The following is a 16,583-nucleotide window of genomic DNA, read 5'->3' on the forward strand; positions in this document are numbered from 1 at the left end:
GTCCCCACGGCCGACTCGGGGGGGGAGGAGCCGGACCGGGTTAGCACGGTCGCGAACGATCCGTGACTTCCATGGTGTACCCGAGAGCCTTCTCAGGCAAACCCACGCGCCAGAGTTTACGCCGAATGGTGTCCCCCTATGCTCTGCCTTGTGGAAAACCGCTTCTTGCCGCGCACAGCCGCCTTCTTTGACCTGGACAAGACGGTCATTGCGAAGTCTTCGACGCTGACCTTCAGCAAGTCCTTCTACCAAGGCGGACTGATCAACCGCCGCGCTGTACTGCGCACCGCGTACGCACAGTTCGTGTTCCTTGCCGGGGGTGCAGATCACGACCAGATGGAGCGGATGCGGGAATATCTCTCCGCACTCTGCAAGGGCTGGAACGTCCAGCAAGTGAAGGAAATCGTCGCCGAGACCCTTCACGATCTGATCGACCCCATCATCTACGACGAAGCCGCAACGCTCATCGAAGAGCATCACACCGCCGGACGCGATGTAGTGATCGTTTCAACCTCGGGCGCCGAGGTCGTCGAACCGATCGGCGAGCTGCTCGGCGCCGACCGGGTCGTCGCCACCCGAATGGTCGTCGGCGACGACGGCTGCTTCACCGGCGAGGTCGAGTACTACGCGTACGGGCCGACCAAGGCCGAGGCGATCAGGTCCCTCGCAGTGTCGGAGGGGTACGACCTCTCACGTTGCTACGCCTACAGCGACTCTGCCACGGATGTACCGATGCTGGATTCGGTCGGTCATCCGCACGCGGTCAATCCGGATCGCGCGCTGCGGCGGGAGGCGACCCTCCGCGAGTGGCCGATTCTCGTCTTCAACCGGCCGGTCCGGCTCAAGCAGCGACTGCCCGCGTTCTCGCTGCCGCCGCGTCCGGCGTTGGTCGCGGCGGCAGCGGTGGGCGCGGCCGCCGTCACGGCAGGGCTGGTCTGGTACACCTCCCGCCGCCGCGCGGCCACGGCCTCCGTCTGACACGCACCCCGGACTCGGCGTACACCGACGCGACCGGCACCGAATTATCCAACTCGCCCGTAATTGAACCTAAAAGTAAAGAAGTGGGGCCAGCACTACCGCTCACCCCCGCCCTGGAGTACAAATGAGTCAACGGCCCGCGAGACCAAGGACATCCGAGAGGATTACCTGTAACGCAGAGACGGCCCCACGGACCGAGCATGAAAACCGAGCACCCACGCGACGTCGACCCGTCGATTACGGGCCAGCCGCACCAGGGAAACGGGCAAAGCAACCCGACCTGATGGGCATATATCGAGGACGCATGGTAACTGGGTAGACATGCCAGCGGCGGTACCGAGGACGGTACCGCCGCAACCCTTTTACCGGGCAGTGAAGCCGATGCGGTGAAGACAATTCGGCGAAGTTACCGCGATGAAGTTACTTCGGTGGATTTATCTCAACACACATCTCAGACCGCGTTTGAGATCTGCTCGTAGGACAATCGACCGGTGACACTCCCCTTGAATCGTGACCGCTCGCTTGAAGAGCTTGAACGCACCCGCTGGCCAGCCCCATCTGCCGACGACACCCGTCTTGTCACTACTGCCCACGCCTTGCGGCGTCGGCCGATCGACGAACTGGCCGTCGAGGACTTGCGCTTGTTGATAGGGCAGGGCATGGGCCTGCCCTACCTCCTGCCGCTGGCACTGGAGGTACTTCGGGAGAACCCAATGGCCGAGGGGCACATGTACGAAGGTGATCTACTGTCCGCGGTCCTCGCCAGGAATCCATCAGTCTGGGACGAGTTTCCCGACCTTGGCAGAGAGCTTCGCGTGATCACCTCGAAGTTGACTGACCTGCCCCCTGACCTGCAACAGAAGGTTGAGCTCTTCCTGGCTCCATAGGCACCGCCGCAGGGCGCTCCCTCTCGAAGCGACGGTCGGCGTGTAACTACGAAACGTCTCGCAGGGACACGCGCGGACCCGGACGTGTCGCCGGTCGGCCACGGGCGAGCCGACGGACCATGATGCCGATCATCGCCCATCGGATCATGGTCTCAGAGCGGGCCGGGCTGGTCTCGTAGTCACGCGCGAGGCGGCGATGGGCGGTGAGCCACGAGAAGGTGCGCTCGACCGCCCACCTCTTGGGCTGAACCTGGAATCCGCGCTGGTCCGGGGCCTTGCGCACGATCTCCAGTTCGCGGCCGAGGATCGTCCGTGACCACTCGACGAGGCGGCCTGCAAAGCCCTGGTCAGCCCAAATCCTCTGCACGCCCGGATGGTCCAGGCGAGTCCACAGCAACGAACGCTTCGCGCCGTCGCGGTCCTGGATGTTCGCCGCGACCACGTGAACAGCCAGGAGCAGGCCAAGGGTGTCCGTGACGATGAACCGCTTGCGGCCCTTCACCTTCTTGCCCGCGTCGAAGCCTCGGGTTCTGGCCGGGACCGTATCGGCCGTGCGCACGGATTGTGAGTCGATCAGCCCGGCGCTCGGCTCCGCTCTACGGCCGTCAGCCTCGCGGACCCGGCCGCGCAACGTGTCGTGGACCTGCTCGACCGTGCCGTCGTCGTGCCACCAAGTGAAGTACCAATACACGGTCGGCCAGGGCGGGAAGTCCTTCGGCAACTGGCGCCAGGCGCACCCGGTCCGCACCACATAGAAGATCGCGTCCACGATCCGCCGACGTGGGTGCTTCTCCCGCCGCCCGCCCTTCGGCCCGACCCTCGCCGCCGGCAGTAACAGTTCAACAAAGAGCCCACTGCTCATCCGTTAGATCCGACGGATACCCACCCCTAGAGCCACTCACGCAAGGCTCAACGACCCCTCCCGCACAGGGACACGACAGATCTCAAACGCGGTCTCAGAACACATCACGGCACCCGCCGCAGCGCACACACGGCATGGCCGTCCCCCGTTACGCGGCTCCGCGCTGCAGCGCCTCGCACACCGCCGTCGACTCCCTGACACCCAGCTCCACGGAGCGTCCGCAGTGCGCGATCCAGGCCGCCATCCCCTCCGGCGTTCCCGACAGGTAGCCCTCGAACGCCGCGATGTACGCCGCCCGCCCCTGTTCGGCGTGGCCGACCTCGGCGGGGCAGATCGATTTGGGGTCGAGCCCGCTCCCGATCAGCACGATCCGCTCGGCGGTCCGCGCCACCAGGCCGTTGTACGAGCCGAAGGGACGCAGGGCCAGCAGTTCACCGTGCACGACCGCCGCCGTCACCAGCGCGGGCGCCGAAGTACCCGAGAGGATCAGCCCGGAGAGACCCTCCAGCCGCCCGGCCACCTCGTCGGCATCCGGCAGCGGCGCCTCGACCAGCGGCTCGTCCACGGACTCGCCCGCCAGTCTCGGCCGGCCGACGGCGTCATCGGGTGCCGCCCCGCCGGCCGCGACCAGATGCAGCCGCGCCAGCACCCGCAGCGGTGACTGCCGCCAGATGGAGAGCAGTTGACCCGCTTCGGCGGTCAGCCGCAGGGCCGCCCCGACAACCTGCGCCTCGTCGTCACCACTGAAGTCGGTGCGCCGGCGCACCTCCTCCAGATTCCAGTCGGCACCGGACAGCGCCGCCGAACCGCGGGCGCCGCGCAGCGCCGCTTCCGCGGTGACCTCATTGCTGCGGCGCCGCATGACGCGGTGACCGTAGACCCGGTCGACGGCCTTGCGTACGGAGTCCACCGCGTCGGCGACGCCCGGCAGGGTGCCGAGGGCGGCGAGCGGATCAGAGGCAGTCGTACTCATAGGTAACGAGGCTACGCGCCCGCCGCACCGCTGCCGCCCGGGAGTGGCCTTCTTCACGAAGTCTGACAACCGAACGCGATCACGCCGCTACCCTAGGTGAACATGAAGATCGCTTTCGTGGGGAAGGGCGGCAGCGGCAAGACGACGCTGTCCTCGCTCTTCATCCGCCACCTCGCCGCCAATGAAGCCCATGTCGTCGCGGTGGACGCCGACATCAACCAGCACCTCGGGGCCGCGCTCGGCCTCGACGACCAGGAGGCCGCCGCGCTGCCCGCCATGGGAGCGCACCTGCCTCTGATCAAGGAGTATCTGCGCGGCAGCAATCCCCGTATCGCCTCCGGCGAGACGATGATCAAGACGACTCCACCCGGCGAGGGCTCCCGGCTGCTGCGGGTCCGCGAGGACAACCCGATCTACGACGCGTGCGCCCGTGCGGTCCGGCTCGACGACGGGGAGATCCGGCTGATGGCCACCGGGCCGTTCACCGAGTCGGATCTGGGCGTGGCCTGCTACCACTCCAAGGTCGGCGCGGTCGAGCTCTGCCTCAACCATCTCGTCGACGGCCCCGACGACTATGTCGTCGTCGACATGACGGCGGGTTCGGACTCCTTCGCCTCGGGGATGTTCACCCGCTTCGACATGACGTTCCTGGTCGCGGAGCCGACCCGTAAGGGCGTCTCGGTCTATCGCCAGTACAAGGAGTACGCGCGGGACTTCGGGGTCGCGCTGAAGGTCATCGGCAACAAGGTGCAGGGCGAGGACGATCTGGATTTCCTGCGCGCCGAGGTGGGCGACGACCTGCTGGTCACCGTCGGTCACTCCAACTGGGTACGGGCGATGGAGAAGGGTCGCCCCGCTCGCTTCGAGCTGCTGGAGGCGGACAACCGGATGGCTCTGCAGGCGCTGCAGAACGCCGCGGAGGACTCGTACGAACAGCGGGACTGGGGGCGCTACACGCGGCAGATGGTGCACTTCCATCTGAAGAACGCGGAGAGCTGGGGCAACGAGAAGACGGGCGCCGATCTGGCTGCCCAGGTCGACCCCGCCTTCGTCCTCGACGAGCGGTACGCGCAGGACGGCGCCACTCAGCCCGCCTGAGCCACCGGCACCCCGTCGGCAGGATTCGCGTCTCCCTGCGGGAGCCGTCGCATCCCGGACGCCGGACGGGATCGGCTCTCCGACCCGTCCGGCGCTCGACGCGCGGCCCTGCTGCCCGGGCTGCCCGGGCTGTCCGGGCTGTCCGGTCTGTTCGGTCTGTCCGGCGCATGACACGCCGGCGCAGCCGAAGGTCGCGCAGCTCAGCGGCCGTGCCCGGCGGTTCCCCGGTCACGCTTGTCGGCCTCCGCTGCCCGGTCGGTCCCGGAGGTCCCCGTTCCGCCGAGGAACGCGGTCCATCCCTTCGCGGGTGCCCGGCCGACTTCGAGCGTGCCGAGCTTCGCCAGCGTCGCCGGATCCTGCGCGTCCAGCCAGTCGGCGAGCTGCCGGAAGGACACGCAGCGCACGTTCTCCTTCGTGCAGACCGTCGCGATGGTCTCCTCGACGGCGCGCATGTAGGTGCCACCGTTCCAGGACTCGAAGTGGTTGCCGATGATCAGCGGGGCGCGGTTTCCGTCGTACGAACGGTCGAAGGCCTGGAGCAGGCCGTCGCGCATCTGGTTGCCCCAGTACTCGTGCCGGTCCGGGTCGCCCTGCGTCGTACCGGATTGGTTGAACATGAAGTTGTAGTCCATCGACAGGGTCTCGAACTCTCGGCCCGGCACGGGAACGAGCTGCATCGACAGGTCCCAGAGGCCGTCCTTCTTCTTCGGCCAGACCTGGTTGTTGACCCCGCTGGAGTCGTAGCGGAAGCCCATCGTCCGTGCTGCGGCGACCATGTTCTTCTGCCCCTCCAGGCAGGGTGTGCGGCCGCCGATGAGCTCCTTGTCGTAGTCGAAAGGAAGCGGCTTCTCCCCTTCGAGGCCGGGGTCGTTGGTCTTCCAGTTCTTCACGAAGGACTTGGCCTGGCTGATCTCGCTCTTCCACTGGTCGACGGACCAGGTGCCACCGCCGTCGGGACCGCAGAAGTGGCCGTTGAAGTGGGTGCCGATCTCGTCACCGTCCTCCCAGGCCCCGCGCACCTGGGTGATGGTGTTCCGGATTCCCTCGGTGTCGTTGAAGCCGATGTCGGAGCTGCCGGCGTTGTGCTTCGGCGGGTCGTAGAGCTGCGCCTTGTCCTCCGGCAGCATGTACACGCCGCTGAGGAAGTACGTCATGTTCGCGTGGTACTTCTTGCCGACCTCGCGAAAGTGCGAGAACAGCTTCTGGCTGTCCTCGCCCGCGCCGTCCCACGAGAACACCACGAACTGCGGTGGCTTCTGACCTGGGGTCAGGCGCTTAGCCACGGGCTGCTTCGGCTGACTGCCGGTGAAGGCGGTCGAGCCGTCACCGATGAGCCGGAAGACGCCCTTGGGCGCGACTTCAGGGACTTTCCTCCTGGTCTTGGCGGCCGGCTTCTTCGCTCCAGCGGCCGGTTTCGCCACTCCCGGCCCTCCGGCTCCGCGGCCGGCGTCGGAACCGGAAGAACAACCCGCCACTCCCGCGGTCAGCGCGACGGCCACGGCACCCAGGGCGACCCGCCCGGCGGCGGCCGTCTTCTCGGTGGCTCTCCTCGCAACGACTCTCTTCGCGGCGACTCTCGTCGTGGCAGCCATCATCCGCCCACCTCTTCCTTGCCGGTAATTTGCATCGAAGTGCCGACACGGCGCGGTCAAGCTCGCACACGGCTCCGTCGGATCAGCACGGCAGGCCGAATGAAAAGATGCTTATTCACTTGAATGGCTGATCAAATGGGCCATTTGACCTCAAGCATGGACACGGATCTTTACTCTCCATTACGATCTGTTTACTGAGAGTTGAGAAATCCCGCCGCTGCACGCCGTGACCCATGGCCGCGTCCCCACATTCCGCGACCGCGCTGCCCCGGAGGAGACGGGAACATGTCCGCTTGCGTCCCCACTCGTCACAACCGCACATCCCGTAGTTCGCGCCCGCCGCGTGCCTCGGGAGTCAAGCGACCACACAGCCCGCCGCCACCGCGCGGCGGACGATTCCGTATCGCGGGCGCCGATCTGTCCGCATCGATCACGGTCTTCCTGCTCGCCGTCCCCATGTCGCTCGGCCTCGCCGTCGCCATGGACGCCCCGCTGGAAGCCGGCCTCATCTCCGCCACGATCGGCGGCATCGTCGCCGGACTGCTCGGCGGCACGCCCCTCCAGGTCAGTGGCCCGTCCGCCGGACTGACCGTGGTCACAGCCGAGTTGATCCAGGTCTACGGCTGGCGCACCACCTGCGCGATCACCATCGGCGCCGGGCTTCTGCAGATCCTGCTGGGCTCGCTGCGGGCGGCGCGCAGCGCCCTCGCCGTCAGCCCCGCCGTCGTCCACGGCACCCTCGCCGGTATCGGCGTGGCCATCGCGCTCGCCCAGCTGCACATCGTGCTCGGCGGTTCGCCGCAGAGTTCCGCCGTCGCCAACACCCTGGCGCTTCCCGACCAGTTGGGCCGGGTGAGCCCCGCCGCGCCGCTCATCGGTGTGCTGACCATCGCGATCCTGGTCCTGTGGCCACGGATTCCGGGCCGGATCGGCAGCGGTGTACGACGGATTCCGGCCGCCCTCGCCGCGGTGGTGACCGCTACGGCGGTGGCTGCGATCGCCGCCCCCGGGATCGCTCGGGTCGATCTGCCGTCCTGGCGCTCGCACGCCCTGCCGGAGATGCCGCACGGCCCCGTACTCGCCCTGGCCACGGCCGTGTTCACGGTGATGCTGGTGGCCAGCCTGGAGTCACTGCTCGCCGCAGTGGCCGTGGACAAACTGTCGGCCCAGCCTTCGCACTCGGCCTCACCTTCGCACTCGGCCCCGGCCTCGGCACCGCCCGCGCCGTCCGGCTCACCGGGCTCAGCCGACTCGACCACCGCGCCCACGCTGCCCGCCAGACGCTCCGATCTCGACCGTGAGCTGCGGGCCCAGGGAATCGCCAACACCTTGTCCGGGCTGGTGGGCGGGCTGGCCGTGTCCGGCGGCGCGGTGCGCAGTTCGGCGAACGTACGCGCCGGGGCGACCGGGCGTGCTTCCACCGTGCTGCACGGCGTCTGGGTGCTGCTCGCCACCGGGCTGCTGGTCACGGTGCTGGAGTGGATTCCACTGGCCGCGCTCGCCGCGCTGGTGATGATGGTCGGTATCAAGATGGTGAGCTTCGCCCACATCCGCAACGTCCACAAGCACCGCGAAGTCCTGGTGTACGGGGCGACGATCACCGGCGTGATCCTCTTCGGCGTGCTGAAGGGCGTGGCGATCGGCATCACGGTGGCGGTGGCGGTCGCCCTGCACCGGCTGGCCCGCACCCGGATCACGGTCACCGATCAGGGCGGGCAGCATCTGGTCGTCGTACGGGGCCAGTTGACGTTCCTCGCGGTGCCCCGGCTCAGCCGCACACTCGGCCAGCTGCCCCAGGGCGGCGATGCTGTCGTCGAACTGGACGGCTTCTTCATAGACCATGCGGCATACGAGGCGATCCAGGACTGGAGCACCGCTCAGACCGCGCACGGCGGCAGGGTCGTGTTCACCGGCAGGTCCGGCGGCCGGATCGCCGAGCCCTCCTCGGCGGCGCACTCCTGTTGTCGCCCCTGGACACCCTGGCGCAACCACCACTGCCACGACGAGCCCGGCAGTGCGCCCGAGGCCGGCCACGGCCTCGGCGGCCACTTCATCAGCCCCTCCGCCGAAGCCCACCCCGGCACCGACCGGATCAACACATCCCACGACACTCCCCGCAACGCCTCCACCCCCGCCTCCACCCTCGCCTGCACCCTTGACCCACGCCCCACCGCCGCCCCCGGCCCGGACCCCACTGTCCACCGCTCCCCCGGCCGGACGACCGGCCCGCACTCCGCGGCCGGCCGCCGCCCCGGCGGCAATCAGCTGATCAGCGGCCTCAGTTCGTTCCAGCGCAACACTGCTCCGCTGGTGCGCAACGAGCTGGCCCGGCTGGCCGCCGAGGGGCAGCGCCCCTCCCAGCTCTTCATCACCTGCGCGGACTCCCGCCTGGTCACCAGCATGATCACGGCGAGCGGCCCGGGCGACCTGTTCACCGTGCGGAACATCGGCAATCTGGTGCCCCTGCCGAACGCCGAGTCGGGCGACGACTCGGTGGGCGCGGCGATCGAGTACGCGGTGGACGTACTGAAGGTGGAGTCCATCACCGTCTGCGGGCACTCCGGCTGCGGAGCGATGCAGGCGCTGCTCGGCACCAGACCGGACCCGGGCACTCCGCCCACGTCCCTGTGGCGGTGGCTGAGACATGGGCTGCCGAGCCTGGAGCGGATGGCGTCCCGGCACCACGCCTGGGCCCGGATCTCCGGGCGGCTGCCGGCCGATGCGCTGGAGCAGCTCTGCCTCACCAATGTGGTCCAGCAACTGGACCACCTGCGGGCACACGAATCCGTGGCTCGGCGGCTCGCCGAAGGCACGCTTCGGCTGCACGGCATGTACTTCCACGTGGGCGAGGCGCAGGCGTATCTGCTGACCGAGGGGGCGAGCAGCGGGCTGGAGCTCGACGAGGTCTTCGACCGCGTGGGCCCCGGCGAGCCCTCCGGTCCGGGCGAGTTGGAACGGAGCGGCGTCTGAACCACCTTTGCCCCGGGTCCGTGAGACCTTGTGGTCCTGCCTCCGCACTGCGGCGCACTGCGTCGCACCGCGCCGGTCGCGTCGCACCACGTCGCACCGCGCCCGTCGCGCCGCGTTGCGCCGCATGTGGATGCGGGACTGTGTCTCCTAATACACGAGACACAGGTCTAAACCAATTCCGGGAAGACACTTGTCACCCGGCCTTTGGCCTGATGAGCTATGCCCCGGGACACAACGGACACCCTGGGAATGGGAGATGTCGTGAGCAACGAAAGCCTGGCCAATCTGCTCAAGGAGGAGCGGCGGTTCGCACCGCCTGCCGATCTGGCCGCCAATGCCAACGTCAAAGCGGAGGCGTACGAGCAGGCCGAGGCGGACCGGCTGGGCTTCTGGGCCGAGCAGGCCCGTCGCCTGACCTGGGCCACGGAGCCGACCGAGACGCTCGACTGGAGCAACCCGCCCTTCGCGAAGTGGTTCGCGGACGGCAAGCTCAACGTCGCGTACAACTGCGTGGACCGTCACGTCGAGGCCGGCAACGGCGACCGGGTCGCCATCCACTTCGAGGGCGAGCCGGGCGACAGCCGCGCCATCACCTACGCACAGCTCAAGGACGAGGTCTCCCGGGCCGCCAACGCGCTCATCGAGCTCGGTGTCGGCAAGGGCGACCGGGTCGCCGTCTATCTGCCGATGATCCCGGAGGCCGCCATCGCGATGCTGGCCTGCGCCCGCATCGGCGCCGCCCACTCGGTGGTCTTCGGCGGCTTCTCCGCCGAAGCCATCGCCGCCCGCATCCAGGACGCGGACGCCAAGGTCGTCATCACCGCCGACGGCGGCTACCGCCGCGGCAAGCCGTCCGCGCTCAAGCCCGCCGTGGACGACGCCGTCTCCCGTATCGACGGCGTCGAGCACGTCCTCGTGGTGCGGCGCACCGGCCAGGACACCGCGTGGACCGAGGGCCGCGACGTCTGGTGGCACGAGATCACCGGCCGCCAGTCCGCCGAGCACACCCCCGAGGCCTTCGAGGCGGAGCAGCCGCTCTTCATCCTCTACACCTCCGGCACGACGGGTAAGCCGAAGGGCATCCTGCACACCTCCGGCGGCTACCTGACGCAGGCGGCGTACACCCACAACGCGGTCTTCGACCTCAAGCCGGAGACCGATGTCTTCTGGTGCACCGCCGACATCGGCTGGGTGACCGGCCACTCGTACATCGTCTACGGCCCGCTGGCCAACGGCGCGACGCAGGTCATGTACGAGGGCACGCCCGACTCCCCGCACCAGGGGCGTTTCTGGGAGATCGTGCAGAAGTACGGCGTCACGATCCTCTACACCGCGCCGACCGCGATCCGCACGTTCATGAAGTGGGGTGACGACATCCCCGCCAAGTTCGACCTGAGCAGCCTCCGGATCCTCGGTTCGGTCGGTGAGCCGATCAACCCCGAGGCGTGGATGTGGTACCGCAAGCACATCGGCGCCGACAAGTGCCCGATCGTGGACACCTGGTGGCAGACCGAGACCGGCGCGATGATGATCGCGCCGCTGCCGGGCGTGACGGAGACCAAGCCTGGCAGCGCCCAGCGCGCCCTGCCCGGTATCTCGGCCACGGTCGTCGACGACGAGGCCAACGAGGTTCCGAACGGCGGGGGCGGCTACCTCGTCCTCACCGAGCCGTGGCCGTCGATGCTCCGCACCATCTGGGGTGACGACCAGCGCTTCATCGACACCTACTGGTCGCGCTTCGAGGGCAAGTACTTCGCGGGCGACGGCGCCAAGAAGGACGAGGACGGTGACATCTGGCTGCTCGGCCGGGTCGACGACGTGATGCTCGTGTCCGGGCACAACATCTCGACCACCGAGGTCGAGTCGGCGCTCGTCTCGCATCCCTCGGTCGCCGAGGCAGCCGTGGTCGGCGCCGCCGACGAGACGACCGGCCAGTCCATCGTCGCCTTCGTGATTCTGCGCGGCACGGCCGACGCCTCCGACGAGCTCGTCGCCGAGCTGCGCAACCACGTCGGTGCCACACTCGGCCCGATCGCCAAGCCGAAGCGGATCCTTCCGGTCGCCGAGCTGCCGAAGACCCGCTCGGGCAAGATCATGCGCCGCCTGCTGCGCGACGTCGCCGAGAACCGCGAGGTGGGAGACGTCACCACGCTGAGCGACTCCTCGGTGATGGACCTGATCCAGGCCCAGCTGCCGTCGTCCCCCTCCGAGGACTGATCACAGCCTGCGAGGACCGGCCACAGCGAGCAGCAGTACGTCCCCGAGGGGCATCCGGCAACGCGCCGGATGCCCCTCGGGCATTTAAGGTGAAGATCACCGGATACAGCCCCGCACGCCCCGGGTACAGTGATTGCCGCGTCAACAAAGCAATAAGAAATCTCCACAGGGGTGCCGGGAAGTCTGGTCGGCAAGTGCATCAGCCATGCCATCGCTGCCGTACCGACACCGGAGGTCTCCACCCGTGGCCGCGCCCGCCCCCTCCCCCGCACCCCCTTCTCCCTCCCGCCGCACCTTTCTCGGGAGGCTCTCCCTCCCCGAGCGGAACTACCTCGCCGACGCCCTGCGCACCGAGACCGTCGGCGGCGTCATCCTGCTGGTCGCCGCGATAGCCGCCCTGGTGTGGGCGAACACCTTCTATTCCGGTTACAGGTCCGTCAGCGACTTCCACTTCGGGCCGGAGTCGCTGGGCCTCAACCTCTCTGTGGCGCACTGGGCGGCGGACGGGCTGCTCGCGATCTTCTTCTTCGTCGCGGGCGTCGAGCTCAAGCGGGAACTGGTCGCGGGCGAACTGCGTGATCCCAAGGCGGCCGCACTCCCCGTCGTCGCCGCGCTGTGCGGAATGGCCGTTCCGGCCATCGTCTACACGCTGGTGAACGTGGTCGGCGGAGGTTCGACGGGCGGTTGGGCCGTCCCCACCGCCACCGACATCGCCTTCGCACTCGCCGTACTCGCGGTCATCGGCACCTCGCTGCCGAACGCGCTGCGCGCCTTCCTGCTGACCCTCGCCGTCGTCGACGACCTCTTCGCGATCCTGATCATCGCGGTCTTCTTCACCGAGCAGATCGACTTCATGGCGCTGCTCGGCGCCTTCGTCGGGCTGGCCGTCTTCTGGCTGCTGCTGCGCAGGAATGTGCGCGGCTGGTACATCTACGTACCGCTCGCCGTGGTCATCTGGGGCCTGATGTACAACAGCGGCATCCACGCCACGATCGCCGGTGTCGCCATGGGTCTGATGCTCCGCTGCACCCGCCGGGAGGGCGAGACCCACTCGCCCGGCGAGCACATCGAGCACCTGATCCGCCCGCTGTCGGCCGGTTTCGCCGTGCCGCTGTTCGCTCTCTTCTCGGCCGGTGTCTCCCTCTCCGGCGGCGCCCTGGCGGACGTCTTCACCCGGCCCGAGACGCTCGGTGTCGTCCTGGGCCTCGTCGTCGGCAAGACCGTGGGCATCTTCGGCGGTACGTGGCTGGCCTCCCGCTTCACCAAGGCGGAGCTGAACAAGGACCTGGCCTGGGCGGATGTCTTCGCGGTCGCCATGCTCGCCGGGATCGGCTTCACTGTCTCGCTGCTCATCGGTGAGCTGGCCTTCGTCGGCGACGAGGCCATGATCAACGAGATCAAGGCCGCCGTGCTGCTCGGTTCCCTGACGGCCGCCGTACTCGCCGGCGTACTGCTCAAACTCCGGGTACGCAAATACCGGGCGCTGTACGAGGCGGAGGAGCTCGACGAGGACGAGGACGGGGTGCCCGATGTCTACGAGCAGGACGATCCGGAGTACCACCTGCGGATGGCGGCGATCCACGAGAAGAAGGCGGCCGAGCACCGCCGCCTTGCCCAACGGGCGGGGGCAGCGAGCAACGAGCCGGACAGTCCGGCATGATCTGACACCAGATGTGTTGAGCAGCAGAACAGGAGAGGGAGTCAGGGATGAGCGACCCCGGCAACAACGCGGGCAGCGCCGACCGCAGTCTCGGGCAGCTGGTCGCCGCGGCGACAGCCGAGATGTCCGCACTGGTGCACGACGAGATCGCCCTGGCCAAGGCCGAGGTACGGCAGGACGTCAAGCGCGGGGCGATCGGCAGCGTGGCGATGATCGTCGCGGCCGTGCTGCTTCTGTTCATGATGCCGATGCTGAGCTTCGCGGCCGCCTACGGGATCCACAACCTGGGCCTGGGCCTGGCGTGGTCGTTCCTGATCGTGGCCGGCGGGTTCTTCCTCCTGGCCGCCCTGCTGGGGCTGATCGGCTGGCTCAAGTTCAAGAAGCTGAAGCCGCCGGAGAAGTCCATCGCCTCGGCCAAGCAGACGGCGGCCGTCCTCCAGGGCGTCAAGCCGCACCCGCGGCCGGCCGTCACGGCGGGGACGAGCCGTCCGGCCGTCTCGGGCAGCACGCTGGCGGGCACCGCCATGGAGAAGGCTCCGGTCCAGGACAAGGCCTCCTCTGTGGCACGCTCGTCCACATGACCGTCCCCGATTCCAGCGCATTCGACCCAGAAGGTCCGGCAGATCCTGTGGGCCCTGCAGATCCGGCAGGCCCGGTCGACCCCGCGGGCCCGGCAGGTCAGTCAGGCTCCGCGGGCAAGGACAGCCGGACAGGCTCGGACGGCCCAGCGGTACCGGGCTCTGCCTCACCGGGCCCAGCGGTCCCGGGCGGCTCCGGCGGGCCCGTACGCATCGAGGGGCCGTGGACGCACCGGGACGTGGCGGCCAACGGCGCCCGCTTCCACATCGCCGAGCTCGGCGAGGGGCCGCTGGTGCTGCTGCTGCACGGCTTCCCGCAGTTCTGGTGGACCTGGCGCCACCAGCTCACCGCGCTGGCCGACGCCGGTTTCCGGGCCGTCGCGATGGATCTGCGCGGGGTCGGCGGCAGCGACCGTACACCCCGGGGCTACGACCCCGCCAACCTGGCGCTCGACATCACCGGTGTGATCCGCTCGCTGGGCGAACCGGACGCGGCCCTGGTCGGCCACGACATGGGCGGCTACCTCGCCTGGACGGCCGCGGTGATGCGGCCGAAGCTGGTGCGCCGCCTCGTGGTCTCCTCGATGCCTCATCCGCGCCGCTGGCGCTCCTCGATGCTCTCCGACTTCGCACAGTCCCGGGCCGGCTCGTACATCTGGGGTTTCCAGCGCCCATGGGTACCGGAGCGTCAGCTCGTCGCGGACGACGCGGCCTTGGTCGGCCGGCTGATCCACGAATGGGCCGGCCCCCGGACCCCGGACTTCCCCGACGACGCGACGGTGGAGGTCTACCGGCGCGCGATGTGCATCCCGTCGACGGCGCACTGCTCGATCGAGCCGTACCGCTGGATGGTGCGTTCCCTCGCCCGTCCGGACGGAATCCAGTTCAACCGGCGGATGAAGCTGCCGGTGCGGGTACCGACCCTGCATCTGCACGGTTCACTCGATCCGGCGATCCGCACACGGAGCGCGGCGGGCTCCGGCGAGTACGTCGAAGCGCCGTACCGTTGGCGACTTTTCGACGGTCTGGGGCACTTCCCGCACGAGGAGGACCCGGCCGGGTTCTCGGCCGAACTCATCAGCTGGCTCAAGGATTCCGAGCCCGATCGGTAGCCGTACGGGCACAGTTGTCCGACGAACAGCCAATTGCCCGGCGCATAGGCCAATTGGCTGACGGATGGGCGGTTACCGACCATGAGGCACGGGCAGACGTCCCGGTATGGGCTGGACGCACGACTTCGGTGACACAGCACGCAACCGCCGCTCGACCGCCACGGCGGGTTCGAGCGCTCATGAGGGGGGCGGCCCCCAGGGCCGGGTGCACGATATGCATGTTCTGCATGATCCCCGGCTCGGCATTCCGCGCATTCTGCGCCGTCGGGCCCGCTGGGTCTCGGCGCGGCTGCGCCATCCACGCGGATGATCTCCGCCCCGGTCGGCCGGTGAACGCTCACCGGCCGGGCGGGACTTCACCGCGGCTCTTCCGGGCCTCGGCACGCCGTGCTGTGCCCGCCCCCTGCCGTACACGGGCCACTCTCGCGCGGGCCGCTCAGGGACAGGTGCTCAGAGCGCGCATGCCTGGCTGTCGACCTGCTGGTTGGCGGAGCGGCCACGCTTGATGTCCTGGCGGATCTCGTCGGCCGTCAGCGCGTAGCCGGTCTCGGGGTCGTCGAGCGACTTGGCGAAGACGACGCCGTACACCAGGCCGCCGGGGGTCAGCAGCGGTCCGCCGGAGTTGCCCTGACGGACCGTCGCGAAGAGCGAGTACACATCGCGGCGGACGGTGCCCCGGCGGTAGATGTCCGGGCCCTTGGCGCCGATACGGCCCCGGACGCGCGCGGCCCGTACGTCGTACGAGCCGTTCTCCGGGAAGCCCGCGACGATGGCGCTGTCCCCCGTCCGGGCGTCGCGGTCGGGCTCGGCGAACTTCAGCGGCTTCGCGTCGAGGTCCGGTACGTCGAGCACGGCGATGTCGCGCTGCCAGTCGTACAGGACGACCTTCGCGTCGTACAGCCGGCCCTGGCCGCCGATCTGGACGGTCGGCTCGTCGACGCCGCCGACGACGTGCGCGTTGGTCATCACCCGGCGGTCGGAGAAGACGAAGCCGGTGCCTTCGAGGACCTTGCCGCAGCTCGGGGCCGTACCGACGACCTTGACGATGGACTTCTTGGCGCGGGCCGCGACGGGGCTGCCCACCAGCGCCGGGTCCGGGGCCTGGACCTCGGTGATCGGCTCGTTGGCGAACGGGCTGAAGACCTGCGGGAAGCCGTTCTGCGCGAGGACCGAGGAGAAGTCCGTGAACCAGGTGGAGGCCTGCGTGGGCATCACCCGGGAGATGCCGAGCAGGACCGAGGAGCTGCGGACCTCCTTGCCCAGCGTCGGCAGCGAGGTGCCGGCCAGCGCGGAGCCGATCAGCCAGGCGACCAGCAGCATCGCGACGACGTTGACCAGGGCGCCGCCGGTGGCGTCGAGGGCGCGCGCGGGCGACCACGTGATGTACCGGCGGAGCTTGTTGCCGAGGTGGGTGGTGAATGCCTGGCCCACCGAGGCGCAGACGATCACGATGACGACGGCGACGACGGCAGCCGTCGACGAGACCTCGGAGCCGTTCGTCAGCTGGTCCCACAGGAGCGGCAGCAGGTAGACGGCGACGAGACCGCCGCCCAGGAACCCGATCACCGACAGGATGCCGACGACGAACCCCTGTCGGTAGCCGACGACCGCGAACCACACGGCGCCGGCCAGCAGCAGGATGTCCAGCACGTTCAC

General features: G+C 68.8%; 13 protein-coding genes. 9 read left to right on the forward strand and 4 right to left on the reverse strand.

From position 1 onward, the window contains the following. Positions 1 to 138 precede the first annotated feature (138 nt). Together BT364_RS23100 and BT364_RS23105 are read left to right on the forward strand one after the other, a co-directional pair. Positions 139 to 978, forward strand: a complete 840-nt coding sequence (locus tag BT364_RS23100) for an HAD family hydrolase (RefSeq protein ID WP_072487140.1) — start codon at positions 139 to 141, stop codon at positions 976 to 978. 491 nt (positions 979 to 1,469) lie between these two features. Further along, a complete protein-coding gene (locus BT364_RS23105) occupies positions 1,470 to 1,865 on the forward strand; it encodes a contact-dependent growth inhibition system immunity protein (RefSeq protein WP_256260166.1) in 396 nt (131 codons plus the stop codon). 46 nt (positions 1,866 to 1,911) lie between these two features. Here BT364_RS23105 and BT364_RS23110 read toward each other — a convergent pair. Together BT364_RS23110 and BT364_RS23115 are read right to left on the reverse strand one after the other, a co-directional pair. Then, a protein-coding gene (locus tag BT364_RS23110; protein WP_256260167.1) for an IS5 family transposase occupies positions 1,912 to 2,767 on the reverse strand; the annotation gives its coding sequence in 2 pieces (ribosomal slippage) (positions 1,912 to 2,709 and positions 2,711 to 2,767; 855 coding nt in all). Between the two features lie 108 nt (positions 2,768 to 2,875). Then, positions 2,876 to 3,700, reverse strand: coding sequence for a Fic family protein (locus BT364_RS23115; protein ID WP_072487141.1), 825 nt, complete (start codon positions 3,698 to 3,700; stop codon positions 2,876 to 2,878). A gap of 102 nt (positions 3,701 to 3,802) precedes the next feature. Here BT364_RS23115 and BT364_RS23120 point away from each other — a divergent pair, with 102 nt between their 5' ends. Further along, the gene (locus BT364_RS23120) at positions 3,803 to 4,798 is read left to right on the forward strand and encodes an ATP-binding protein (protein WP_072487142.1); all 996 of its coding nucleotides are present in this window, start codon (positions 3,803 to 3,805) and stop codon (positions 4,796 to 4,798) included. 200 nt (positions 4,799 to 4,998) lie between these two features. Here BT364_RS23120 and BT364_RS23125 read toward each other — a convergent pair whose 3' ends face one another. Then, entirely contained in the window at positions 4,999 to 6,390 is a 1,392-nt protein-coding gene (locus tag BT364_RS23125) for a polysaccharide deacetylase family protein (protein WP_256260168.1), read from the reverse strand. A gap of 285 nt (positions 6,391 to 6,675) precedes the next feature. Between BT364_RS23125 and BT364_RS23130 the strand changes: the two genes are divergently transcribed. The 6 genes from BT364_RS23130 (at position 6,676) to BT364_RS43190 (ending at position 15,237) form a co-directional block, all read left to right on the forward strand. Next, positions 6,676 to 9,360, forward strand: a complete 2,685-nt coding sequence (locus BT364_RS23130) for a SulP family inorganic anion transporter (RefSeq protein WP_107408289.1) — start codon at positions 6,676 to 6,678, stop codon at positions 9,358 to 9,360. A gap of 219 nt (positions 9,361 to 9,579) precedes the next feature. Continuing rightward, the gene (acs, locus tag BT364_RS23135) at positions 9,580 to 11,577 is read left to right on the forward strand and encodes an acetate--CoA ligase (protein WP_072487143.1); all 1,998 of its coding nucleotides are present in this window, start codon (positions 9,580 to 9,582) and stop codon (positions 11,575 to 11,577) included. A gap of 244 nt (positions 11,578 to 11,821) precedes the next feature. After that, complete coding sequence (gene nhaA, locus BT364_RS23140) at positions 11,822 to 13,237, forward strand: Na+/H+ antiporter NhaA (RefSeq protein WP_072487144.1); 1,416 nt, start codon at positions 11,822 to 11,824, stop codon at positions 13,235 to 13,237. Positions 13,238 to 13,284: 47 nt separating this feature from the next. Next, positions 13,285 to 13,818 (forward strand): phage holin family protein, encoded by a 534-nt coding sequence (locus tag BT364_RS23145; RefSeq protein WP_072487145.1) that lies wholly within the window; start codon positions 13,285 to 13,287, stop codon positions 13,816 to 13,818. Further along, positions 13,815 to 14,927, forward strand: a complete 1,113-nt coding sequence (locus tag BT364_RS23150) for an alpha/beta fold hydrolase (RefSeq protein ID WP_072487146.1) — start codon at positions 13,815 to 13,817, stop codon at positions 14,925 to 14,927. The genes BT364_RS23145 and BT364_RS23150 overlap by 4 nt, the downstream gene beginning before the upstream one ends. Positions 14,928 to 15,033: 106 nt before the next feature. Then, positions 15,034 to 15,237 carry a hypothetical protein gene (locus BT364_RS43190; RefSeq protein ID WP_072487147.1) on the forward strand — a complete coding sequence of 68 codons (204 nt, stop codon included), beginning with the start codon at positions 15,034 to 15,036 and terminating at the stop codon, positions 15,235 to 15,237. A 140-nt stretch (positions 15,238 to 15,377) separates the two neighbouring features. Here the strand turns inward: BT364_RS43190 and BT364_RS23160 are convergent, their stop codons facing one another. Beyond that, positions 15,378 to 16,583, reverse strand: a complete 1,206-nt coding sequence (locus tag BT364_RS23160) for a MarP family serine protease (protein WP_072487148.1) — start codon at positions 16,581 to 16,583, stop codon at positions 15,378 to 15,380.

Origin of the sequence: Streptomyces atratus (assembly GCF_900119365.1) — a bacterium.
GTDB lineage: Bacteria > Actinomycetota > Actinomycetes > Streptomycetales > Streptomycetaceae > Streptomyces > Streptomyces atratus_B.